A 20,735-nucleotide genomic window follows, 5' to 3' on the forward strand; every position below is an offset into this window, starting at 1 on the left:
GCGGGACGGGGTCGTCAGGAGAGGGCGCTGCCGGTGCTGCGGGCGCTCAGGATCAGGGCGGCGGCGCCGAGGGCGGTGGACATGCCGGCGAGGGCGGCCGGTTCGACGGTGACGGCGCCGGAGGCGATGGGGAGGGCGGTGCGGGTCAGGCTGGCCCGGAGGGGGTCGAGGAGGAGGTCGCCGGCGTCGGTGAGCTCGCCGCCGATGAGGATGCGGTCCGGGTTCCAGACGTTGATCACCGTGCCGAGGGCCTCGCCGAGGTGGCGGCCGGCGGTGGTGACCAGGTCGCGGGCCAGGTCGTCGCCGGCCCGGGCGGCGGCGGCCAGCTCGGTGAGGCCGGTCCAGGGGCGGCCGGCGGCGTGGGCGCGGCCGAGGATGACGGCGCCGCCGGCGTACTGCTCGAGGCAGCCGCGGTTGCCGCAGCGGCAGGGGTCGCCGGCGCGGTCGAGGGTGACGTGGCCGATCTCGCCCGCGGTGCCGGCCGCGCCGCGGTAGAGGACGCCGTTGATGACGAAGCCGGCGCCGATGCCGGTGGCCGCCTTCACGTACATGAGGTTGCGGCTCGTGCGGGCGCGGCCGAACACGTGCTCGCCCAGCGCGCCCAGGCTGGCGTCGTTGCCGGCGGTCACGGCCACGCCGTCGAGGGCGGCGCCGAAGACCTCGCCGGGGACCAGGTCCGCCCAGGCCGGCAGCCAGGTGTCGGAGCCGATGCGGCCGTCGAGGGTCAGCGGGGCGGGGACGGCCAGGCCGGCGCCGAGCACCGCGCCCGGGGTGAGGCCGAGCCCGGTCAGCAGGTCGCGGGCCAGGGCGGCGGCCTCGCGGAGGACCTCGGCCGGGCGGGTGTCGGCGTCGGCGGTGGCGGACACCGCGCGCGAGGCCAGGATCTCGTGACCCGCGCCGACGACGGCGACGCGCAGGTGCCGCCGGGCGACGTCCGCACCGATCGCGACGCCGGAGAGGCGGGTGACGGCCGCCGGCGGCCGGAGGACCGGGGACGGGCGCTTCGCGGCGGGCATGCGGTCGATTGTCCTGGTGGCGCGCGTGGACCGCGCACCGGGGTGCACCCTCAGGCTCCCGGGAGCGCGTCGCCCTGCCGGACGAGGCCGCTCTGGTACGCCAGCACGACCAGCTGCGCCCGGTCGCGGACGCCCAGCTTGGTCATGGCCCGGTTGACGTGCGTCTTCGCGGTGAGCGGGGAGACGAACAGCCGCTCGGCGATGTCGTCGTTCGACAGGCCGTGCGCGACCAGGACCAGGATCTCGCGCTCGCGGTCGGTGAGCAGGTCGAGCCCCGGCGCGGTGCCGGCGGGCGGGCGCAGGCTGGTGAGGAAGCGGCTGACCAGCCCGCGGGTGGCCTTCGGCGACAGCAGCGCCTCGCCCGCGGCCACGACGCGGATGGCGTGCAGCAGGTCCTCGGGGGCGACCCCCTTGCCGAGGAAGCCGCTCGCCCCGGCCTGCAGGGCGAGCACCACGTTGTCGTCGTTCTCGAAGGTGGTCAGCACCAGCACCCGGACGCCCAGCAGGTCGTCGTCGGCGCCGATCCGGCGGGTCGCCTCCAGCCCGTCCATCCGGGGCATGCGGATGTCCATGAGCACGACGTCGGCCCGCTCCCGCCGGGCGAGGTCGATCGCCTCCCGGCCGTCGCCCGCCTCGCCGACGACCGCGAGGCCCGGCTCGGAGTCGATGATCATACGGAAGCCGGCCCGGATGAGGGCCTGGTCGTCCGCGAGCAGCACCCGGATCGTCACGCCGGCTCTCCCTTCAGGCGGCGCAGCCCGAAGGTGAGGGGCTCGCACGACAGCGACTCCCGCGGCGCCGGCTCGGTGGGCAGGACGGCGTGCACCCGGAACCGCCCGTCGCCGACGGGACCGGCCGTGACCTGCCCGCCCGCGGACGTGGCCCGCTCGCGCATGCCGACGAGACCGTAGCCGGTGCCGGACTGGTCGAGGCCCGCGCGGACGTCGTTGGTGACCTCGAGGACGACGCCGCTGGGCGCGTACTCGACGAGCAGGTTCGCCACCCCGGTGCCGTACCGGTGGGCGTTGGTGAGGGCTTCCTGCACGATCCTGTACGCCGCCAGGTCCACGACGGCGGGCAGCTCGCGTGCCGGGCCGCGCTGCTGCGGCCGTACCCGGAAATCGGTCGAACTGAGCCCGGCCAGCAGCTCGGGCAGGCGGGCGAGCCCCGGGGCCGGCTCGGTGCTGTCCGCCTCGCCCTCGTCGCGCAGGACGCCGACCACCGACTGGATCTCGCGCAGCACCGTGTCGGACGCCTCGCGGATCCGGCTCAGCACCGGGCCGACCTGCTCGGGGCTGCGCGGCAGCACGTGGGCCGCCGCGCCCGCCTGCACGCTGATCACCGCGATGTGGTGGGCGACGACGTCGTGCAGCTCGCGGGCGATGCGCATCCGCTCGTCGAGGACCCGGCGCCGGGCCTCCTCCTCGCGGGTCTGCTCGGCGCGGCGGGCGCGCTCCTCGACCTCCCGGACGTACGCGCCGTGCGAGCGCTTCGCGTCCCCGGCGGCGGCCGCCATGAAGATCCACGCGACGGGTCCCAGGGTCGCGAACCGCCACCAGTCGTCGATGGCGACGATCAGGCTGGCCAGGTAGAGCGTGAGCGAGGCGGACACCGCGCAGATCCAGCCCTGGCGGCGGCCCTCGTGCGCGGCGATCGTGAACGTCGTGACGCCCAGCGCGGCGATCAGCCCGTAGTTGCTGACGCCGTGCAGGATCGCGCCGACCGACGCCACCGTGGTGACGCCGAGCGCGAAGAGCGGCTTGACCCGGCGCAGCAGCACGCCGAGGAAGGCGCTCAACGCGACGAGCGTGTCGCCGGCGGCGGGATGGCCGTCGACCGCCGCCTTCTTCAGGACCGCGAAACCCAGCACGAAGGCGAGCAGCAGATCGAGCAGCAGCGGGCGCTCCAGCTCCCGCTTCCACGCCTGGACATGGGTTCGCATCACCCTTGCACGGTACGCGGCGCGGGGTGCCCGGACGTCATCCGGACGCAGTAGCCGGGGCCGGGCGCCCGTACGCCGGATGCGGTAGCGGGGTGTCTGCGCGCGGACGACGCTTTCGGACCCGGATGCCGGGAGGGTTCTGGGGCATGGCTACCTACCTGTACCGGCTCGGGAAGCTCAGCTTCCGCCGCCGCCGACTGGTCCTGGCGCTGTGGCTCGCGGTGATCGCGGCCCTCGGCGCCGGGGCGTTCACGCTGCACGGACCGACCGCGGACACCTTCGAGATCCCGGGCACCGAGGCGCAGGAGGCCCAGGACCTGCTCGCCGCGCGCTTCCCGCAGGCCGGGGCGGGCAACGCGCAGGCCCGCGTGGTCTTCGCCGCCCCGCCCGGCGCCGTGCTGACCGACGACCGCGCGGCGATCGAGCAGACCGTCGCCGCCCTGCGCACCGGCGCGCAGGTCGCGAACGTCACCGACCCGCTGCAGGCGGTCAACCAGGCCGGGACCGTCGCGTACGCCCAGGTCACCTACAAGGTCGAACCGCCCGCCCTGACCGACGCCGACCGGGAGGCGCTCACCGGCGCCGGCGATGCGGCCCGCGCGGCCGGGCTGACCGTCGAGGTGGGCGGCGACGCGCTGCAGACCCCGGTGGAGGTGGGCATCGGCGAGGTCATCGGCTTCGGGATCGCCGCCGTGGTGCTGCTGATCACCTTCGGCTCGCTCGTCGCGGCCGGGCTGCCGCTGCTCACCGCCGTCTTCGGGGTCGCGGGCGCGGTCGCCGGGGTGCAGATCGTCAGCGGCTTCGTCGACCTCGGCAGCAACACGCTGATCCTCGCCCTGATGCTGGGCCTCGCGGTCGCGATCGACTACGCGCTGTTCATCGTGTCGCGCTACCGGCACGAGCTGGCTTCCGGCCGTACGCCCGCCGAGGCCGCCGGGCACGCGACCGGCACCGCCGGATCCGCCGTCACCTTCGCCGGCCTGACCGTCGTCATCGCGCTCGCGGCCCTCGCCGTCGTCAACATCCCGTTCCTGACCCAGATGGGGCTGGCCGCCGCCGGGGCCGTCGTGGTGGCCGTGGTGATCGCGCTGACGCTGCTGCCCGCCCTGCTCGGCTTCGCCGGTACGCGGGTCACCGGCTCGCGGCGGATCTTCAAGGCGGCTCCGGCCGGGCGGCGGTGGGCCCAGCAGGTGACGCGGCGTCCGGTGCTCTGGACCCTCGCCTCGGTCCTGTCCCTGCTGGTGATCGCGATCCCGGCGCTCGACCTGCGCCTGGGCCTGCCCGGCGACAACGTGGCGGGGACCGACACCACCCAGCGCAAGGCGTACGACCTGCTGGCCGAGGGCTTCGGCCCGGGCTTCAACGGCCCGCTGGTCGTGGTCGTCGACGCCGCCGGGGCCGAGCAGGCCGCCGCCACCGTGCGGGGGCTGCCCGACGTCGCCATGGTGACCCCGCCGGCGGTCAACCCGGCCGGCGACACCGCGATCATCCAGGTGATCCCGGCCAGCGGCCCGGACGACGAGAAGACCACGGACCTGGTGCACGCCATCCGCGACCACGACCTGATGGTGACCGGGCTGACGGCCGTCAACATCGACATCTCCAGCCGGGTCGGCGACGCGCTGGGGCCGTACCTGGCGGTGATCGTGGTCCTGGCCTTCCTGCTGCTGATGCTGCTCTTCCGGTCGGTGCTGGTGCCGGTGAAGGCGATCGCGGGCTTCCTGCTCAGCGTGGTCGCGACGTTCGGCGCGGTGGTCGCGGTGTTCCAGTGGGGCTGGCTCGCGGACGTCTTCGGGGTCGCCTCGACCGGCCCGATCGTCAGCATGATCCCGGTCCTGCTCATCGGCATCGTCTTCGGCCTGGCCATGGACTACGAGGTCTTCCTGGTCAGCCGCATGCGCGAGGAACACGTCCACGGCGCCGGCCCGACCGACTCGGTGGTCAACGGCTTCGCCCACGGCGCCCGCGTCGTCACCGCCGCCGCCATCATCATGATCAGCGTCTTCGCCGGCTTCGTCCTCGCGCCGGACCCGACCATCAAGTCGATCGGCTTCGCCCTGGCCGCGGCGATCCTCTTCGACGCCTTCATCGTCCGCATGACGCTGGTGCCCGCCGTGATGACGCTGCTCGGCCGGCGCGCGTGGTCGCTGCCGCGCTGGCTGGACCGCGCCCTGCCGGACGTCGACGTCGAAGGCGAGCGGCTGCGCACCCCGCAGCCCGCCGGCCCGGCGTCGCCCGAGGAGCCGGAGCTGGCCGGGGCCATCCGCTAGCACCGCCCTCCCGTGGCCGGCCGTCCACCCCGGACGGCCGGCCGCGCCCTCACGCGGTCGGTCAGACCTTGGGGACCCGCCTTCTCAGGAGGCAGAACTCGTTGCCTTCCGGGTCGGCGAGCACGTGCCACGACTCGTCGCCGGTCTGGCCGACGTCGGCGGGGCGGGCGCCGGCCGCGAGGAGCCGGTCCAGCTCCTCGGCCTGGTCGCGGTCGGTGGCGTTGATGTCGATGTGCAGCCGCAGTTTGCCGGTCCGGGGGTCGTCGGTGCGGCTCAGCACGATCGTGGGCTGCGGGCCGCCGAAGCCGGTGCCGGGCGGCCCGATCTCGATGTCGTCGCCGTCGCGGTCGAGCTCGACGTAGCCGAGCACCTCGCACCAGAACCGCGCCAGCAGGCCGGGGTCGTGGGCGTCCAGGACGAGTTCGGTGATGCGAGCCGCCATCCGAGCACCATAACGGGTCAGCCGGTCACGGTGAGGGTGGACTTCGCCAGCTCGTACGCGGGGATCATCTGCTCGTGCTCGACGTCGTCGAAGCTGTCGAGGACGACCGCCACGAGGCCCTCGGCGGTCGGCACGGCGAAGGCGCGCTCCTTCTCGAGCTCGTCGTCGAGCCGGCTCCTGCTCTGGTAGACGACTTCCACGGCGGGCTTGCCGCCGATCGTGACGTCGGTGAATGCGGGCGACACGGCGTCCGTACCGAGGAAGGCTTGCAGGGCCGCGCGCGGGTCCTGGCCGGCGCCGGTCCACACGCGGAGGAAGCCGATGTTTCCCGCGGGCTTGGCGTCGATCTCGCAGGCCATGGTGAGCGGGCCGCGGCGGGCGAGCTCGGCGAGCGGGTCGTCCGCGGCGAGCTCGACGGCCTTCGGCTTCCAGGACTCCGCGAGGCCGAGCGTCACCGGCAGCTCGCAGGCGCTGCCGGGCGCGCCGACGGTGGCCGCCGGCGGAGGTGCCGTGCTGGGGGCGGGAGCGGCGCCGGGGGAAGAGTCGGAGCAGGCGGCGAGGGTGAGGAGCGCGGCTGCGGGGAGCAGGAGACGAGGGGTCACGAGCCCGGAAGTCTACGCAGCGGTGACGAGGCGGCGCCGGACGTAACAGGCGCGACATCACCGTCGCCGGTGAGGACTTTTCAACGCGCGGTTGTTCCGGGAGAAACCTCGCCGAAACCCGTGGTCCCTTGACTGGCTCTCACCTTCAACGAGAACGGCGAGGTGAGAGCCATGCCGGAGCGCTTTGTGACGGTGCGCTGGCCCGGCGGGCCGGAGCAGAGGATCTACTCGCCCTCGACGGTCGTCGAGGACTACTTCCAGGCCGGCCAGTCCCTCCCGGTCGCCGACTTCCTGACCCGCAGCCGCGAGGCGCTGACCATCGCGAGCGACCGGGTCCAGGCCGCGTACGGCTTCCCCTGCGCCAACGCCGCCCGCTCGCTCGCGGCGATCGAGGCGCATGCCGCCCGCTTCCCGGAGGGGGACGTCGCGGTGCTGGGGGTCGGCGCATGAACGTCGCGGACACCCACCACGCGGTCGCCGTGGTCGGCGGCGGGCAGGCCGGGCTCGCGATGAGCTGGTACCTGCGCGAGCGCGGCATCGACCACGTCGTCCTCGAGAAGCACACGGTCGGGCACGAGTGGCGCACGCGGCGCTGGGACTCGTTCTGCCTGGTCACGCCCAACTGGCAGTGCGACCTGCCGGGCTGGCGCTACGGCGGTGACGATCCGGACGGGTTCATGCCCGGGTCCGAGGTGGTCGGCTACCTGGAGAAGTACGCCGCCTCGTTCGACCCGCCGCTGGCCGAGGGCGTCGCCGTGACCCGGCTGCGCCGCCTGGCGACGGGCATCTTCGAGCTGGTCACGACGGCCGGCCGGTGCACCGCCGACCAGGTGGTCGTGGCGACCGGGCCGTACCACAACCCGGCCGTGCCCCGGATCGCCGAGCGCCTGCCCGCCGGCCTCACGCAGCTGCACTCGTCGCAGTACCGCAACCCGGCGCAGCTGCCCGACGGTGAGGTGCTCGTGGTGGGGACCGGCCAGTCCGGCTGCCAGATCGCGGAGGATCTGCATCTCGCGGGCCGCCGGGTGCACCTGGCCGTCGGCAGCGCACCCCGCGCGGCCCGCCGCTACCGGGGTCGCGACACGCTCGCCTGGCTCGACGAGATGGGGCACTACCGCAAGGGCATCGACGAGTTCGCCGACGCGGACGAGGTGCGGCTGCGCGCCAACCACTACATGACCGGCCGCGACGGGGGCCGGGACATCGACCTGCGGCTCTTCGCGACGCAGGGCATGCACCTGTACGGCCGGCTGCGGTCGATCAGCGACGGCCGGCTGACCTTCGGCGACGACCTCGGGGCCAATCTGGACCGGGCGGATGCCGTGGCCGAGGGCATCAAGGACGCCATCGACTCCTACATCGCCGCCACCGGGATCGCAGCGCCGGCAGAGGCCCGCTACGTTCCGATGTGGCACCCGCCCCACCAGGAAGACAGCCTCGCCGTCGCGGGACTGAGCGCGGTGGTGTGGGCGACCGGGTTCCACCGTGACCATCGCTGGGTGGAGGTGCCGGTCTTCGACGGCCGTGGCTACCCGACGCACGAGCGCGGTGTGACCAGCTGCCCGGGGCTGTACTTCCTCGGGCTGCCGTGGCAGTACACCTGGGGATCCGGCCGCTTCGCCGGGGTGGCCCGTGACGCGCTCCATCTCGCCGGCCGGATCACCGCGGCCCGCCGGCAACGGGTCACGGACGAGGTCAGCTGGCTCGCGGGCACCCCGACCGAGACGTATCCCGACCTCGAACGGTGGGCCGCATGAACGACTCCCACCGGCACCTGGGCGTCCTGCCCGCCTACCCCTTCTACGGCGGCCCGCCGGTCAACCCGGACGTGACCGCCCGGGCCACCATCGACGACCTGCTGAGGGACCTCGACCGGGAGGGCACCGAGCGGGCCCTGGTCCTGCCCAACTACGGCGTCCCCGACCCGGACGTGGCCTTCGGCTTCAACGACCTGGTCGTCGAGGCCGCCCAGCGCGACGACCGGATCCGGGCCGGGCTCTGGGTCTCCGCCCGCGAGGCGGACGCCGCCCGCACGGCCCGGGCCCTGACCCTCGCCGGCGAGCCCGGTGTCCGGGCCCTGAAGATGAGCTTCCTCCTCGGCGGCACAGTGGACGATCCCGGCGTCGACACGGTCTTCGCCGCGGCCCGGGAGCACGATCTCGTCGTCCATGTGCACACCTCGCCGGGCGCCGCATCCGACATCGACCGGGTGGGATCCCTGGTCGACCGGTACGGCGACCACGTCAAGATCCATCTTGTCCACTTCGGCGGCGGCATGAGCGGGCACATCAAGCTCATCGGCTCCCGCTTCTTCGACTGGATCGCCGCCGGGAAGCAGGTCTACACCGACCTGTCCTGGGCGATCGGATTCGCCCCGCGGTGGCTCGCCGCCGAGATCGACCGGCGGGGCTCCGGCCACGACCGGGTCCTCTTCGCCAGCGACGAGCCGTGGGGCGACCACGCCGGCGAGCTGGCCCGGCTGCGCGCCGCCGTGGGCAGCACCGCCCTGGAGAAGGCCTTCCTGCACGACACCTTCGCGACACTCTACGGATAAGGGGCACCACCATGACCGACCTCAGCGACCTCGAGACCCAGTCCCTCAACGAGATCCCGCACCCGTCGCTGCCCGAGGGCTCGAGCATCTACGGCGGCACCAAGGTCTTCCCCGACTACAAGGCCGAGAACGGCGAGAGCTACTTCACCCTCGTCCACGGCATCGCCCACGAGTCGTCGGTCAGCTTCGTCGCGGTGCTGCAGGCCACCCGGGCGCTGCGCAAGGGCTTCGAGTCGGCGATCTACTTCTACGGCCCCGGTTCGCTCAACGCCCTGGCCACGCGCGGCTTCCCGACCACGGGCAACTCGGCCTTCCCGGGCGAGCACAACATCAACAACGCGCTCAAGACGTTCATCGCCGAGGGCGGCAAGGTCTACGCCTGCCGGTTCGGCCTGTCCCTGCACGGCGCCCGCGAGGAGGACCTCATCGAGGGCGTCATCCCCACGCACCCGCTCGACGTGCAGGACGCGCTGATCCACTACGCCCGCAAGGGCGCCATCATCAACTCGACGTACATGTTCTGATGTCCCTCGACGTCCGTTCCGACCTGGCCGTGCGCGGCGTGCGGGTGCCCACCCCCGTGCGCCGCCCGGCCGGGGCCGGTCCCAGCGACGACGGGCACGTCATCGTCGACGGCCAGCTCGCGGCCCTGCCGATCAACATCGACAGCCCCTATGAGGTACGCGACCAGAAGGTCTGGCTCGGGGAGGTCGACACCGGGCTCTCGCTGCAGGTGGTGCACCGCCCGCGCTTCTACGACCTGAGCACGGCGGACGGGATCCCGTACGAGCAGATCGCCCGCCTGCACGGCAAGGACGTCCTGGCGACCACCGTGGTGCAGACCTGCATCCGGTACGCCGAGGATCAGCGCTGCCGCTTCTGCACGATCGAGGAGTCCCTGCGCGCCGGGGCGACCGTGGCCGCCAAGACGCCCGCGCAGCTCGCCGAGGTCGCCGAGGCCGCGGTCCGCCTCGACGGCATCACCCAGATGGTCATGACCACGGGCACCACCACGGGCCCGGACCGCGGCGCCCGCAACCTGGTCCGCTCGGTGCGCGCCGTCCTGGAAGCCGTGCCCGGCCTGCCGATCCAGGTGCAGATCGAGCCGCCCGGTGATTTGCGGACCATCGACGACCTGTACGCCGCCGGCGCCGCCTCGATCGGGATCCACGTCGAGGCCCTCGACGACCGGATCCGCCGCGAGTGGATGCCGGGCAAGGGCTCGGTCCCGATGGCCGAGTACGAGGCAGCCTGGGACCGCGCCGTCGCAGTGTTCGGCCGCAACCAGGTGTCCACGTACCTCCTGATCGGTCTGGGCGAGGATCCCGACGAGCTCGTCGCGGGCGCGGCGGCCCTGATCGAGCGGGGTGTCTACCCGTTCGTGGTCCCGTTCCGCCCGATGGCCGGCACCCTGGCCCGCCGCGACGGGATCCCGGCCCCCGCGCCCGCGCTGGTCCGCGACATCAGCGCCCGGGTGGCGGCCCTGTTGCAGCAGGCCGGAATGCTCGGCGCCGACCAGAAGGCCGGTTGTGCCGCGTGCGGGGCGTGCGGCGTCCTCCAGGCGGCCGGGGGATGAGCGACTGCACCGAGCGTCTCGCTCCGCAGGCGGACGACGGCCGTGACCGCGAGGGCCAGGAGGGCATTCCGCAATGACGCAGCTGACTGATCTGGCCCCCGTCCTCACGGGAACACGGTCGTTCGTGATCTCGCCGGACGACGATCGCCGCGACTATCACCGGCTGCGGCGGCAGGTCTTCGTCGACGAGCAACGCTTGTTCGCCGGGGACGACCTGGACGACCGCGACGACGACCCGCGCACGGTTGTGCTGATCGCGCGGGCCGCCGACGGCACGGTGCTCGGCGGCGTGCGGGTCGGTCCCGTCGCCGACGGCCCGGACATCGGCTGGTGGGCGGGCGGCCGGCTGGTGGTCGACCCCACGGTCCGGGGCGCGCACGGCATCGGCCCGGCCCTCGTCCGGGCGGCGTGCGCCTACGCCGAGAACGCCGGCGCCCTGCGCTTCGAGGCGACCGTGCAGCAGCGCTGGGCAGCCATGTTCCGGCGCCTGGGCTGGCATCCGGTGCGCGACACGACGGTGGCCGGGCAGCCGCACGCCCTCATGCGCTGGCCGATCCGGCGGCTGCAAGCCCTCGCCGCGGCGACCAAGAACCCCCTCGGCGACCTGGTCAGCGGCCTGGCCCCGGCGGGGTGGGCCGGGGACGACGGTGCTCCCGTCCCGGGCAGCGACCTGATCGCCGCCTGCGACGCCATCCTGCCGTCCATGGTGGAACGTGACCCGGAATGGGCCGGCTGGTGTGCGGTCCTGGTCAACGTGAACGACCTGGCGGCCATGGGCGCCGAGCCGGTCGGGCTGCTCAACGCGGTGGCCGGGCGGGACGCGGCGTTCGTGGCGCGGGTGCTGGACGGGGTGCGGCGCGGTGCGGCGGCGTACGGGATAGCGGTGCTCGGAGGGCACACCCAGCTGGGCGTACCCGCGGCTCTGTCGGCGACGGCGCTGGGGCGGACCGCGCGGCCGGTGCCCGGCGGGGGTGGCCGGCCCGGCGACCGGATCAGCCTCACCGCCGACCTGGGCGGCGGCTGGCGCCCGGGATACCAGGGGCGGCAATGGGATTCCACCAGCCACCGGTCGGCCGCGGAGCTGCGCGAGATGGTCCGCTTCGCCGGCGCGGCGGAGCCCCGGGCGGCCAAGGACGTGTCCATGGCGGGCATCGCGGGCACCCTCGGCATGCTGGCCGAGGCGAGCGGCTGCGGCGCGGTGCTCGACGTGGCCGACGTGCCCCGACCGGCCGGGGCGACCGCCGGAGACTGGCTCACCTGCTTCCCGGGCTTCGCGATGCTGACCGCCGGGGAGCTGCGGGACGCCCCCGCGGGCCCCGCGGTGACCACCGCGTGCGGCGAGCTCGTGGCCGGGCGCGGCGTCGAGCTGCGCTGGCCGGACGGAGAACTCACGACCGCCCTCGACGGCGGCGTCACGGGATTGGGGCGGGCATGACCGGCAGTATTCGCATGGCGGCCGTCGCGGAGGCCTTCGACCGCGACCTGGAGGGGGACTTCGCGCGCGTCGAGAAGCTGATCGGCGCGGCCCGGGCGGACGGCGTCCAGCTGCTCGCCCTGCCGGAGGCCGCGCTGGGCGGCTATCTGGCCGATTTGGACGGTGCCGCCTCGCTTCCGCCCGCGCTTCGCGTCGACGGGCCGGAGATCGCGCGGCTGATCGAGCTGGCCGGGGACATGGTGGTCTGCGCGGGTTTTTGCGAAGCAGAGGCCGACGGGGACCGCCGCTACAACAGCGTCGTTGCCGTCGGGGACGGGCGGGTGCTCGGCCTGCACCGCAAGGTTCACCAGCCACTGCGCGAGAACGCCAGCTACAGCTCGGGGTCGTCGTTCGCGGCGTTCGACACTCCGGTCGGGCGGATCGGGCTGATGATCTGCTACGACAAGGCGTTCCCGGAATCCGCGCGCTCGCTGGCCCTCGACGGCGCCGAGATCATCGTGTGCGTGTCGGCGTGGCCGGGGAGTCGTACGAATGCTCCGGCAGATCTCGCCGACGACCGCTGGACCCGCCGCTTCGACCTCTTCGACCGCGCGCGGGCGCTGGAGAACCAGGTCGTCTGGCTGTCCGCGAACCAGTCCGGCACCTTCGGCTCGCTGCGGTTCGTGTGCAGCGCGAAGGTCGTGGATCCCGGCGGCGACGTACTGGCCACCACCGGCTACGCGCCCGGCATGGCGATCGCCGACGTGCCCGTCACCGAGGCCCTCGCCACCGCCCGCCGGTCGATGGGACACCTCCGCGACCGCCGTCCGGAAGCCTATAGATGACCCGGATCGCTGCCGCCGCCGCTCACTTCGGCCGCGACCTCGAGTACGACCTCGGGCGCATAGGCAAGCTCATCGCCGACGCCCGGGAGGCCGGCGCGGGTCTGCTCGTGCTGCCGGACGCGGCGATCGGCGGCTATCTGGCGGACCTGCGCCACCCCGACCCGCACGCACTGCCGCCCGCCCTGGATCCCGACGACCCGATCCTGGCCCGCGTCGCCGCGCTGGCCCGGGACATGGTCGTCTGCGTCGGCTACTGCGAGGCGGACGGCGAGGACCGCTACAACGCCGCGATCTGCCTGTCCGGCGACGGCGTGCTCGGCCGGCACCGCAAGGTCCACCTGCCCGCCGCCGAGGTCACCGTCTACCGGGCCGGCGACTGCTTCACGCCGTTCGACACGCCGGTGGGGCGGCTGGGCATGCTGATCGACTACGACAAGACGTTCCCCGAGTCGGCGCGCACCCTCGCCCTCGGCGGCGCCCAGATCGTCGCGTGCCTGTCCGCCTGGCCCGCGAGCATCACCAACCAGGCGCCGAAGCTGTCGCAGGACCGCCAGTCCCGGCTCTTCGACCTCTACGACTGCGCGCGCGCCGCCGAGAACCAGATCGTCGTGGTCTCCTCGAACCAGACCGGCGCGGTCGGGGGCATGCGCTTCCTGGGCCAGGCCAAGGTGGTCGGCCCCGCCGGCAACATCCTCGCGCGTACGTGGGCCAAGGCCGGACTGGCCGTCGCCGACCTGGACGTCGCGGCCGAGATCGCCGCCGCCCGCCGCGTGCTGCGTCACCTCGACGAGCTGAAGCCGGCCTCCTACCGGGTGGAGACGCCATGAGGATCGCGCTCCTGACCTACTCGACCCGGCCGCGCGGGGGAGTGGTGCACACGCTGGCGCTGGCGGAGGCCCTCGCGGCCCGCGGGCACGACGTGACGGTGTGGACGCTGGGGCGGGGTGGTGGCTTCTTCCGGCCGGTGTCACCCTTGGTCCGGCTGGCCGTGGTGCCCTTCCCCTCCTTGGAGGGGGAAGACGTCGGCGCTCGGATCCTGCGGTCCATCGCGACGCTGCGCGGGGCTTTTTCCGATGATTACGACATCGTCCATGCGCAGGACTGCATCAGCGCGAATGCGGTCGACCATTGCATCCGTACGATCCACCACCTCGACACCTTCACCACCCCCGAGCTGGCGGCGTGCCACGAGCGGGCGATCGTCCGCCCGTACGCGCACCTGTGCGTCTCCGCCGCCGTGGCCGCGGAGGTCCGCGCGGGCTGGGGCCTCGACCCCACCGTCATCCCCAACGGCGTCGACGCGGCCCGCTTCGCCACGGCCGAACCGTCGCGGGCGCACGGCCGGTATGTGCTCGCCGTCGGCGGCATCGAGCCGCGCAAGGGCTCGATCGACCTCCTCGACGCGTACGCCCTGCTCCGCCGCGACCTGCCCGACCTGCGCCTGGTGATCGCGGGCGGCGAGACGCTGTTCGACTACCGGTCGTACCGGGCCGCCTGGGAGGAACGCGCGGCTTTTCTGAAAGTCGAGCCGGTCGTCCTCGGGCCGGTCGGCCACGACGAGCTACCGGGCATCGTGGCCGGCGCGGCGGCGTTCGCCTTCCCGTCGACCAAGGAGGGCTTCGGGCTCGCCGCGATGGAGGCCCTGGCCGCCGGTGTCCCGGTCGTCGTGCGCGACCTGCCGGTGCTGCGTGAGGTGTTCGGGAACGCGGTGGGTTACGGCACCGATCCTTCGTCCCTGGCCGCCGCGCTGTCCGCCGCGATCAAGCAATCGGATCCCGCCCCGGGTCGCGCGTTGGCCTTCGCCCACACCTGGGACGCCGCGGCCGCCGCCCACGAAAAGTTCTATGCGGAGCTCGCCTGACGGACCCCCGAACGGACGAGGGATGCCGCCCCGGGTCCGGGCCGACCGGCCGACGGTGACGATCCGGAAGGCCCCGGGCCAGGACAGCTTCGCGGGTGTGTACTAGCGAGGAGAAGCACCTGGTCACGAGGGAGGACAGCGCCATGATCTCCGAGGACAAGCCCGTCGTCGTCGACTGGACCTCCGCACCCAGGGGCGACCGGCGTGCCGGCGCCGCGTTCGAGCTCACCCACACCGAGTCGCTGGGCGCGATCGAGGACGCACTCGGCGACGGCACGAGAATCCTCGCCCACGCGCGGATCCGGGTCACCGAGGCCGCGGGCGACGACGCGGGAGCACCGGACGGGGGGACGCCCGCCGCCGGCAGCCACGTGACCGGCTCGGTCGGCTGCGTGAACGGCGTCCTGCACGTGTTCATCGGCGTCGAGGACGACGCCACGATGACCTCCACGCTCCTGCACGACATCTCCACCAGCATCGCCTGCCGCTAGCCGGTGTAGGACTACAGGTATGACGACAATCGAGTATCCGGGGCCGCCGGTCCCGGTCAACCACATCGCCCCGTCGCCCCGGCGGGTCCGCGCGACGATCGGCGACGAGGTGGTCCTCGACACCATCCACGCCGTCTACCTGTGGGAGGTGCCGTACTTCCCGGCCTACTACGTGCCGCTCGCCGACATCACCAAGGACGTGCTGGTCGACGAGAACCACGAGGAGAAGCGCAAGCAGGGCACCGCTCGCCGCTTCGGCCTGCACACCAGTGCCGGGGACCGCCCGGCCGCCGCCAGCGTCTTCACCGGCGACACCCTGCCCGGCCTGCAGGACATGGTCCGCCTGCGTTGGGACGCCCTTGACCACTGGTTCGAGGAGGACGAGGAGATCTTCGGGCATCCGCGCAACCCGTACTCGCGGGTGGACGCTCTGCGCTCGACCCGGCACATCCGCGTCGAGAAGGACGGGATCCTGCTGGCCGAGTCGTCCGCGCCGGTCATCCTGTACGAGACCGGGCTGCCGCCGCGCTACTACCTCGACCGCACCGCGCTGAACATCGGGGCGCTGGAGCGGACGGACACCGTCACGCTGTGCCCCTACAAGGGCCGCACCAGCGACTACTGGGCCGTCCGCACGCCCGCGGGGAGGTATCCCGATCTGGCCTGGTCGTACGCGTATCCCGCCGCGGCGGTCGCGGCGATCGCCGGCCTGGTCGCCTTCTACAACGAACAGGTCGACATCACCGTCGACGGTGAGCGCCTGGACCGCCCGGTCACGCCGTTCTCGCACTGAGCCCGGCGCGCAGGACGGACTGGAACGCGACCAGCGTCGGGTTCGTGCTGTGCCGGTCGAGCCACGTCATGAGCAGCGGGGCGTGCGGCGCCGGACCGCCGAGTTCGACCAGCCCGATCTCGCCGCGCCCGGCCCGCTCCCGGACGGCCACCATCGGCAGCAACGCGCATCCCATCCCGGCGGCGACGCATCCGATGAGCGTGCCGATGCTGCCCACCTCCACGGCGGGCGGCTCCGGGAAGAACTCGTCGTACATCGCCCGGAAGCCGCACCCCCGCTCGGTCGCCAGGAAGGGCTGCTGCGCGTACGAGGTCTGTCCCGGCGGCACGATCACGACCAGCGGCTCGTCGCGCAGCTTCTCCGAGCGCAGCGCCGGGTCGGCGGGCGCCGGGCCGAACGTCAGGCACAGGTCCAGGTCGCCCTGCCGGACGGCCCGGTGGAGCGCCCCGCGCTGGTGCTGCGTCACCCGGACCCGGGTCCCCGGCGCGGCGGCCCGATGGCGGACCAGGATCTCGGGCAGCAGCTGGGTGCTCACCGTCTCCAGCGCGCCGACGGCCAGCTCGGGGACGGGCTGCGCCACCGCGTGCCGGGCCTCGTCGACGAGATGCAGGACCTGGGCCGCGTACCCGGCGAGGATCTTGCCCTGGGCAGTGAGCCGCACCTGGCGCGGGGAGCGGTCGAGCAGCTCGGCGCCGAGCTCGCGCTCGAGGGCCTGGAGCTGCTCGCTCACGGTGGACTGCGCGTAGTGCAGCTCCCGCGCGGCGGCGGTGATGCTCAGCGTGCGGGCCACGGCCTCGAAGGCGCGGAGGTTGCGCAACTCCACCCGGCTGCCCCCTCCCTCGGCTGAGCCGATGATAGCCAGCGGCACCTCCGGCGCTCGACGTCCACCGTGGTCCCCGCCCGGCTGATGTGATCGGTGGCATGCCGTCACGTCTGCTGCTGCCCGGGCTCTCGCTCGGATACTTCCTGGTGCTGCTCGACCTCACGATCGTCTCGGTCGCCCTGCCCGCGATCGGCGCGGACCTGCACGCCGGGCTCAGCGGCCTGCAGTGGGTGACGAACGGGTACACGATCACCTTCGCGGCGCTGCTGCTCACCGCCGGGCGGCTGGCCGACCGGCTCGGGGCGGTCCGGGTGTTCGTCGGCGGGCTGGTCGCCTTCGGCGCGCTGTCGGCGCTCACGGCGGCGGCCGGAACCCTGCCGGTGCTCGTCGCGCTGCGGCTGGCGCTCGGGGTGGCCGGGGCATGTGTCCTGCCCGCGTCGCTCGGGATCCTGACCGCGGCGTGGCGGGATCCCGCCGCGCGTGCCCGGGCCGTCGGTGCATGGGCCGCGCTGACCGGTCTCGCGCTGGTCGCCGGGCCGGTCGCGGGCGGCATCCTCGTCGAGACGGCCGGGTGGCGGTGGATCTTCCTGGTCAACGTGCCCCTGGCCGCGGCCGGCGTGGTGCTGACCGTGCGCTCGGCACCGCGAACGCCACCGGCGGCGGCGCGGGGACTCGACCTGACGGGGCAGGTCGCGGCGGTCATCGCGCTGGGTGCGCTGGTGTACGCGCTGGTGGAGGGGCCGGTCCTGGCGGCGGGTGCGGTGGCGGTGGTCGCCGGTGCGGTGTTCGTGGCCGTGGAGCGCCGGGCCGGGGACGCGGCGCTGCTGCCCCCGGCCCTGCTGCGCGCCCCCGGGGTCCGGCCCGCGGTGCTGGCGGGCCTGCTCGCGACCTTCGGGCTGTCCGGGCTGCTCTTCGTGCTGTCGTTGGCGCTCCAGGCCGAGCGGGGCTGGTCCGCGCTCGGCACCGGGCTGGCCTTCCTGCCGCTGACCGTGCCCACGGTGGTCAACCCGCCCCTGACCGGACGCCTGACCGCCCGGTTCGGGCCGCGCCGGCCGGCCACGCTCGGCTTCCTGCTCATGGCGGGTGGCGCCGCGGTGCTGGCGGCCTCCACCGCCCTGGCGGCGACCCTGGCCGGGCTGCTGGCCTTCGGCACCGGGGTGTCGTTCACCCTGCCCGCGCTGGTGGCGGGGGTGGCGACGGCGGTGCCGGCCCGGTACGCGGGGATCGGGGCGGGCGTGCTCAACTCCGGCCGCCAGGTGGGCGCTGCCCTCGGCGTGGCGGTGCTGGGGCTGGTGCCGTCCCGCGCCCTGCTCGTGCTGGTGGGCGTGCTGCTGGCCGGTGCGGTCGTGACCACGTTCGGGCTGCGCGACGGGACGCTGGGGCACGGGCGTGTCACTCTGGGAAGGGAGAGGGGGTCCTCATGACCGAGTCCTTCCCGTACGCCGGGGCGTCCGTGGAGATCGTCGAGGCCGGCACGATCCTGGCCGCGGCGCGGGTGAATCCGGTGGAGCTGCTGGGCCGGGCCACGTTCCCGGCGCCCGTGCGGCGGGTGCGGCTGACCGTGTCGAGTGCGGACAAAACGGGCGGCGACGCGGCTCACGTGTTCGTCGCCGAGATCAGCACCGTGGACGACGGCACGCCGCAGCGGGACAGGATCCGCGCCGTGGTGCTCGGCAACGACCCCGTCGGGCAGCTGCTCGCCAAGCGGATCAAGGCCGGCGACCCGATCGCCACGAAGATCGTGGACGGGGTCGGGACGGCGGCCGTGGCGGCGTACAAGAAGCTCGGTCTCGACCGCCCGACCGGCCCGGCGCCGGAGCACGACGACCGGCCCGACATCCTGGCCGACGCCGCGGCCGGCCTGCAGGCGCAGGTGACCTATGCCGACGACGGCACGCTGGTGCGGCTGCGCGCCGAGGTGCCCCGCGACGAGGTCACGCCCGAGCACCTGGCCGCGATGGTCCGCCTGACGCTGCAGGTGGTCGTGAGCCTGACGCCGGCGGACACCGACCTGGCGGGGCGGCACTACGTGGTCGCCCGGGAGTCCCTCCCGCGGGTCACGACGACCACGCAGGAGGTCACCCTCGACCAGGTCGGCGGGCTCGCGGACGTGGTCGCGCAGCTGCGCCAGATCGCCGTGTCGTTCCGCCACCCCGAGGCGATGGCCCGCTGGGGGGCGCGCCGGCCGCAGGGCATCCTCATGTACGGCCCGCCGGGCACCGGCAAGACGATGCTCTCCCGCGCGCTGGCCAACGAGATCGGCGCCGACTTCCGCGAGATCCGCACGCCCGAGATCCTCGACAAGTGGCTGGGCGGCTCCGAGCGCAACATCAAGCAGATCTTCCGCGACGCCCGCCGCTACCGGGTGCCGACCGTGATGCTCTTCGACGAGTTCGACTCGATCATCAGCTACGCCGGGGCGGGCGGCGACGCGGCCAGCCAGGCCATCAACGCCGTCGCCGGCATCTTCAAGCAGGAGATGAACGACCTCATCGAGGCCAACCCGAACGTCCTGGTCATCGCCACGACCAACTTCCCGCACCGGGTCGACGACTCGCTCATCCGCTCGGGCCGCTTCGACATCAAGATCTCGGTGCCCAAGCCCGACGACGCCGGCCGCACGGAGATCTTCCGCAAGATGATCGCGCAGCTCGCGGCGACGCACGAGCAGCCGGGCTTCACGATGTTCGCCGACGGGCTGGACCTCGCCGAGCTGGGCCGGCTCAGCCACGGCATGACCGGCGCGGACATCAAGGAGGCCTTGCGCCGGGTCCAGCTGGCCAAGGCCATGCAGGACGCGCGGACCGGCGGCCTCGTCGACCCCATCGGCCAGGCCGACCTGACGGCGAGCATCACCGAGCTGACCGGCCGGTGATCCGCCCGGCGACCCCGGCGGACCTGCCCGAGCTGTGCGCCCTGCGCGAGGCCAACGCGGCGGCGCACCTGGCCCTCGACCCGCGCGCCTACCGGATGCCGGACCGGGCCGCCGTGGAACGCCACTTCCGCGCCTTCCTCGCGGATCCGGCCCGGGGCGTCGTGCTCCTCCACCCGGGCGGCGGCATGGTCGAGATCGTCCGCAACCCGCCGCCCCCGGACCACCAGATCCTGCGCCCTGTCCCGTCCGCCCAGATCCACACGGTCGTCCACCCGGCCGCGCGGGGCCACGGGACCGGGGCGCGGCTGGTGGCCGCGGCGCATCGCTGGGCGGCGGCGCAGGGGATCGCGTACCTGACCGCCGGCATCCACCACGCGAACGCCGGCGCGGTCCGCTTCTACGGCCGCCAGGGGTACGCGCCGTCGGGCACCTCGCTAATCCACCACCTGTGACGACGCGGTCAAGGCTTGCGGGCCACGCCGCAGACCACGTCGAGCCGCTGCGGGTCGCCGGCGCCGGGCCGCCACAACGGAGCCGAGGTCACCCCGGGCGCGACCAGTTCCAGCCCGGCGAAGAAGCGGGCGAACGCGGCGGGGCTGCGCAGGACGTAGGGCGGATGGGCCTGCTCGTTCCAGATCTTCTCGGCCGCGCCGTGCTCGACGCTGTGCGAGCCGTCCAGCGCGATCAGGAAGCTGCCCGGCGCGAGCGCGGCGACATAGTCACGGACCATGGCGAGCGCCTGCTCGTCGTCCGTGACGTGGCCCAGGATGCCCGACATGATCAGCGCGACGGGCCGGTCGAGGTCGAGCGTCTCGCGGGCCGCCGCCAGCACTCGCGCCGAGTCGCGGGCGTCGGCGTCGATATAGCGCGTGGCGCCCTCCGGGCTGCTGGTCAGCAACGCCCGCGCCTGGGTCAGGATCAGCGGATCGTTGTCCACATAGACCACCCGTGACCCGGGCGCGATCCGCTGCGCCACCTCGTGGGTGTTGTCCGCGGTGGGCAGTCCGGTGCCGACGTCCAGGAACTGGCGGATGCCGGCCTCCCCGGCCGCCCAGCTCACCGCGCGGACGAGGAACGCCCGGGACGCGCGCGCGTTGTCGACGATCTGCGGGAAAGCCGCCCGGATCTGATCGCCCACCCGCCGGTCCACCTCGAAGTTGTCGGTGCCGCCGAGCCAGTAGTTCCAGATGCGCGCGGTCTGCGGCTCGTCACTCATGCATCGAAGGTTGTC

General features: G+C 73.8%; 22 protein-coding genes. 15 read left to right on the plus strand and 7 right to left on the minus strand.

Features of this window, described 5'->3' with window-relative positions:
* Positions 1 to 14: 14 nt before the first annotated feature.
* Genes RBH18_RS07130 through RBH18_RS07140 form a run of 3 tightly spaced genes read right to left on the minus strand, consistent with a single transcriptional unit; the run spans position 15 to position 2,958 of the window.
* Positions 15 to 1,016, minus strand: coding sequence for an ROK family protein (locus RBH18_RS07130; RefSeq protein WP_306205151.1), 1,002 nt, complete (start codon positions 1,014 to 1,016; stop codon positions 15 to 17).
* Between the two features lie 50 nt (positions 1,017 to 1,066).
* Positions 1,067 to 1,747 carry a response regulator gene (locus RBH18_RS07135; protein WP_306205152.1) on the minus strand — a complete coding sequence of 227 codons (681 nt, stop codon included), beginning with the start codon at positions 1,745 to 1,747 and terminating at the stop codon, positions 1,067 to 1,069.
* Positions 1,744 to 2,958 carry a sensor histidine kinase gene (locus RBH18_RS07140; RefSeq protein ID WP_306205184.1) on the minus strand — a complete coding sequence of 405 codons (1,215 nt, stop codon included), beginning with the start codon at positions 2,956 to 2,958 and terminating at the stop codon, positions 1,744 to 1,746. Before RBH18_RS07140 ends, RBH18_RS07135 begins: the two co-directional genes overlap by 4 nt.
* A 146-nt stretch (positions 2,959 to 3,104) precedes the next feature.
* On the opposite strand from RBH18_RS07140, the gene RBH18_RS07145 reads away from it, so the two are divergent.
* The gene (locus tag RBH18_RS07145; RefSeq protein WP_306205153.1) at positions 3,105 to 5,228 is read left to right on the plus strand and encodes an MMPL family transporter; all 2,124 of its coding nucleotides are present in this window, start codon (positions 3,105 to 3,107) and stop codon (positions 5,226 to 5,228) included.
* Between the two features lie 61 nt (positions 5,229 to 5,289).
* On the opposite strand, the gene RBH18_RS07150 is transcribed toward RBH18_RS07145, so the two are convergent.
* Both RBH18_RS07150 and RBH18_RS07155 read right to left on the minus strand, forming a co-directional pair.
* Complete coding sequence (locus RBH18_RS07150; protein WP_306205154.1) at positions 5,290 to 5,670, minus strand: VOC family protein; 381 nt, start codon at positions 5,668 to 5,670, stop codon at positions 5,290 to 5,292.
* 17 nt (positions 5,671 to 5,687) lie between these two features.
* Entirely contained in the window at positions 5,688 to 6,272 is a 585-nt protein-coding gene (locus RBH18_RS07155) for a lipoprotein (protein WP_306205155.1), read from the minus strand.
* Positions 6,273 to 6,443: 171 nt separating this feature from the next.
* On the opposite strand from RBH18_RS07155, the gene RBH18_RS07160 reads away from it, so the two are divergent.
* The 11 genes from RBH18_RS07160 (at position 6,444) to RBH18_RS07210 (ending at position 15,806) form a co-directional block, all read left to right on the plus strand.
* Positions 6,444 to 6,722 carry an MSMEG_0570 family nitrogen starvation response protein gene (locus RBH18_RS07160; RefSeq protein WP_306205156.1) on the plus strand — a complete coding sequence of 93 codons (279 nt, stop codon included), beginning with the start codon at positions 6,444 to 6,446 and terminating at the stop codon, positions 6,720 to 6,722.
* The gene (locus tag RBH18_RS07165; RefSeq protein ID WP_306205157.1) at positions 6,719 to 8,029 is read left to right on the plus strand and encodes an MSMEG_0569 family flavin-dependent oxidoreductase; all 1,311 of its coding nucleotides are present in this window, start codon (positions 6,719 to 6,721) and stop codon (positions 8,027 to 8,029) included. The genes RBH18_RS07160 and RBH18_RS07165 overlap by 4 nt, the downstream gene beginning before the upstream one ends.
* Positions 8,026 to 8,826, plus strand: a complete 801-nt coding sequence (locus RBH18_RS07170) for an amidohydrolase family protein (RefSeq protein ID WP_306205158.1) — start codon at positions 8,026 to 8,028, stop codon at positions 8,824 to 8,826. The genes RBH18_RS07165 and RBH18_RS07170 overlap by 4 nt, the downstream gene beginning before the upstream one ends.
* Positions 8,827 to 8,837: 11 nt before the next feature.
* On the plus strand, positions 8,838 to 9,350 hold the full coding sequence (locus RBH18_RS07175; RefSeq protein WP_306205159.1) for an MSMEG_0572/Sll0783 family nitrogen starvation response protein: 513 nt from the start codon (positions 8,838 to 8,840) through the stop codon (positions 9,348 to 9,350).
* The gene (locus RBH18_RS07180; RefSeq protein WP_306205160.1) at positions 9,350 to 10,402 is read left to right on the plus strand and encodes an MSMEG_0568 family radical SAM protein; all 1,053 of its coding nucleotides are present in this window, start codon (positions 9,350 to 9,352) and stop codon (positions 10,400 to 10,402) included. Before RBH18_RS07175 ends, RBH18_RS07180 begins: the two co-directional genes overlap by 1 nt.
* Positions 10,403 to 10,475: 73 nt before the next feature.
* Complete coding sequence (locus RBH18_RS07185) at positions 10,476 to 11,837, plus strand: MSMEG_0567/sll0787 family protein (RefSeq protein WP_306205161.1); 1,362 nt, start codon at positions 10,476 to 10,478, stop codon at positions 11,835 to 11,837.
* The gene (locus RBH18_RS07190) at positions 11,834 to 12,661 is read left to right on the plus strand and encodes a carbon-nitrogen hydrolase family protein (RefSeq protein ID WP_306205162.1); all 828 of its coding nucleotides are present in this window, start codon (positions 11,834 to 11,836) and stop codon (positions 12,659 to 12,661) included. Before RBH18_RS07185 ends, RBH18_RS07190 begins: the two co-directional genes overlap by 4 nt.
* Positions 12,658 to 13,488, plus strand: a complete 831-nt coding sequence (locus RBH18_RS07195) for a carbon-nitrogen hydrolase family protein (protein WP_306205163.1) — start codon at positions 12,658 to 12,660, stop codon at positions 13,486 to 13,488. The genes RBH18_RS07190 and RBH18_RS07195 overlap by 4 nt, the downstream gene beginning before the upstream one ends.
* Positions 13,485 to 14,522 carry an MSMEG_0565 family glycosyltransferase gene (locus RBH18_RS07200; RefSeq protein WP_306205164.1) on the plus strand — a complete coding sequence of 346 codons (1,038 nt, stop codon included), beginning with the start codon at positions 13,485 to 13,487 and terminating at the stop codon, positions 14,520 to 14,522. The genes RBH18_RS07195 and RBH18_RS07200 overlap by 4 nt, the downstream gene beginning before the upstream one ends.
* Before the next feature lie 143 nt (positions 14,523 to 14,665).
* Positions 14,666 to 15,013, plus strand: a complete 348-nt coding sequence (locus RBH18_RS07205) for a hypothetical protein (protein WP_306205165.1) — start codon at positions 14,666 to 14,668, stop codon at positions 15,011 to 15,013.
* A 19-nt stretch (positions 15,014 to 15,032) separates the two neighbouring features.
* Positions 15,033 to 15,806, plus strand: a complete 774-nt coding sequence (locus RBH18_RS07210; RefSeq protein WP_306205166.1) for a DUF427 domain-containing protein — start codon at positions 15,033 to 15,035, stop codon at positions 15,804 to 15,806.
* Here RBH18_RS07210 and RBH18_RS07215 read toward each other — a convergent pair.
* The gene (locus tag RBH18_RS07215; RefSeq protein ID WP_306205167.1) at positions 15,787 to 16,629 is read right to left on the minus strand and encodes a LysR family transcriptional regulator; all 843 of its coding nucleotides are present in this window, start codon (positions 16,627 to 16,629) and stop codon (positions 15,787 to 15,789) included. The two genes, RBH18_RS07210 and RBH18_RS07215, sit on opposite strands and share 20 nt — an antisense overlap.
* Positions 16,630 to 16,727: 98 nt before the next feature.
* On the opposite strand from RBH18_RS07215, the gene RBH18_RS07220 reads away from it, so the two are divergent.
* From RBH18_RS07220 to RBH18_RS07230, 3 genes are read left to right on the plus strand one after another with little or no spacing between them, the layout of a single operon-like run.
* Positions 16,728 to 18,053, plus strand: a complete 1,326-nt coding sequence (locus RBH18_RS07220) for an MFS transporter (RefSeq protein WP_306205168.1) — start codon at positions 16,728 to 16,730, stop codon at positions 18,051 to 18,053.
* Complete coding sequence (locus RBH18_RS07225; protein WP_306205169.1) at positions 18,050 to 19,504, plus strand: ATP-binding protein; 1,455 nt, start codon at positions 18,050 to 18,052, stop codon at positions 19,502 to 19,504. The genes RBH18_RS07220 and RBH18_RS07225 overlap by 4 nt, the downstream gene beginning before the upstream one ends.
* Positions 19,501 to 19,956: a GNAT family N-acetyltransferase gene (locus RBH18_RS07230; RefSeq protein ID WP_306205170.1), complete on the plus strand. Its 456-nt coding sequence runs from the start codon at positions 19,501 to 19,503 to the stop codon at positions 19,954 to 19,956. Before RBH18_RS07225 ends, RBH18_RS07230 begins: the two co-directional genes overlap by 4 nt.
* 8 nt (positions 19,957 to 19,964) lie before the next feature.
* On the opposite strand, the gene RBH18_RS07235 is transcribed toward RBH18_RS07230, so the two are convergent.
* A complete protein-coding gene (locus RBH18_RS07235) occupies positions 19,965 to 20,720 on the minus strand; it encodes an SAM-dependent methyltransferase (protein ID WP_306205171.1) in 756 nt (251 codons plus the stop codon).
* Positions 20,721 to 20,735: the final 15 nt, after the last annotated feature.

The organism is Actinoplanes oryzae, from assembly GCF_030757795.1.
GTDB lineage: Bacteria > Actinomycetota > Actinomycetes > Mycobacteriales > Micromonosporaceae > Actinoplanes.

Excerpts from the sequence above, each read along its gene's own strand:
- RBH18_RS07165 (WP_306205157.1), top strand. The coding sequence starts at position 6,719 with ATGAACGTCGCGGACACCCACCACGCGGTCGCCGTGGTCGGCGGCGGG.
- RBH18_RS07195 (WP_306205163.1), top strand. The coding sequence starts at position 12,658 with ATGACCCGGATCGCTGCCGCCGCCGCTCACTTCGGCCGCGACCTCGAG.
- RBH18_RS07185 (WP_306205161.1), top strand. The coding sequence starts at position 10,476 with ATGACGCAGCTGACTGATCTGGCCCCCGTCCTCACGGGAACACGGTCG.
- RBH18_RS07150 (WP_306205154.1), bottom strand. The coding sequence starts at position 5,670 with ATGGCGGCTCGCATCACCGAACTCGTCCTGGACGCCCACGACCCCGGC.
- RBH18_RS07200 (WP_306205164.1), top strand. The coding sequence starts at position 13,485 with ATGAGGATCGCGCTCCTGACCTACTCGACCCGGCCGCGCGGGGGAGTG.
- RBH18_RS07130 (WP_306205151.1), bottom strand. The coding sequence starts at position 1,016 with ATGCCCGCCGCGAAGCGCCCGTCCCCGGTCCTCCGGCCGCCGGCGGCC.
- RBH18_RS07180 (WP_306205160.1), top strand. The coding sequence starts at position 9,350 with ATGTCCCTCGACGTCCGTTCCGACCTGGCCGTGCGCGGCGTGCGGGTG.
- RBH18_RS07235 (WP_306205171.1), bottom strand. The coding sequence starts at position 20,720 with ATGAGTGACGAGCCGCAGACCGCGCGCATCTGGAACTACTGGCTCGGC.
- RBH18_RS07175 (WP_306205159.1), top strand. The coding sequence starts at position 8,838 with ATGACCGACCTCAGCGACCTCGAGACCCAGTCCCTCAACGAGATCCCG.
- RBH18_RS07220 (WP_306205168.1), top strand. The coding sequence starts at position 16,728 with ATGCCGTCACGTCTGCTGCTGCCCGGGCTCTCGCTCGGATACTTCCTG.
- RBH18_RS07145 (WP_306205153.1), top strand. The coding sequence starts at position 3,105 with ATGGCTACCTACCTGTACCGGCTCGGGAAGCTCAGCTTCCGCCGCCGC.
- RBH18_RS07205 (WP_306205165.1), top strand. The coding sequence starts at position 14,666 with ATGATCTCCGAGGACAAGCCCGTCGTCGTCGACTGGACCTCCGCACCC.
- RBH18_RS07190 (WP_306205162.1), top strand. The coding sequence starts at position 11,834 with ATGACCGGCAGTATTCGCATGGCGGCCGTCGCGGAGGCCTTCGACCGC.
- RBH18_RS07210 (WP_306205166.1), top strand. The coding sequence starts at position 15,033 with ATGACGACAATCGAGTATCCGGGGCCGCCGGTCCCGGTCAACCACATC.
- RBH18_RS07170 (WP_306205158.1), top strand. The coding sequence starts at position 8,026 with ATGAACGACTCCCACCGGCACCTGGGCGTCCTGCCCGCCTACCCCTTC.
- RBH18_RS07140 (WP_306205184.1), bottom strand. The coding sequence starts at position 2,958 with ATGCGAACCCATGTCCAGGCGTGGAAGCGGGAGCTGGAGCGCCCGCTG.
- RBH18_RS07160 (WP_306205156.1), top strand. The coding sequence starts at position 6,444 with ATGCCGGAGCGCTTTGTGACGGTGCGCTGGCCCGGCGGGCCGGAGCAG.
- RBH18_RS07225 (WP_306205169.1), top strand. The coding sequence starts at position 18,050 with ATGACCGAGTCCTTCCCGTACGCCGGGGCGTCCGTGGAGATCGTCGAG.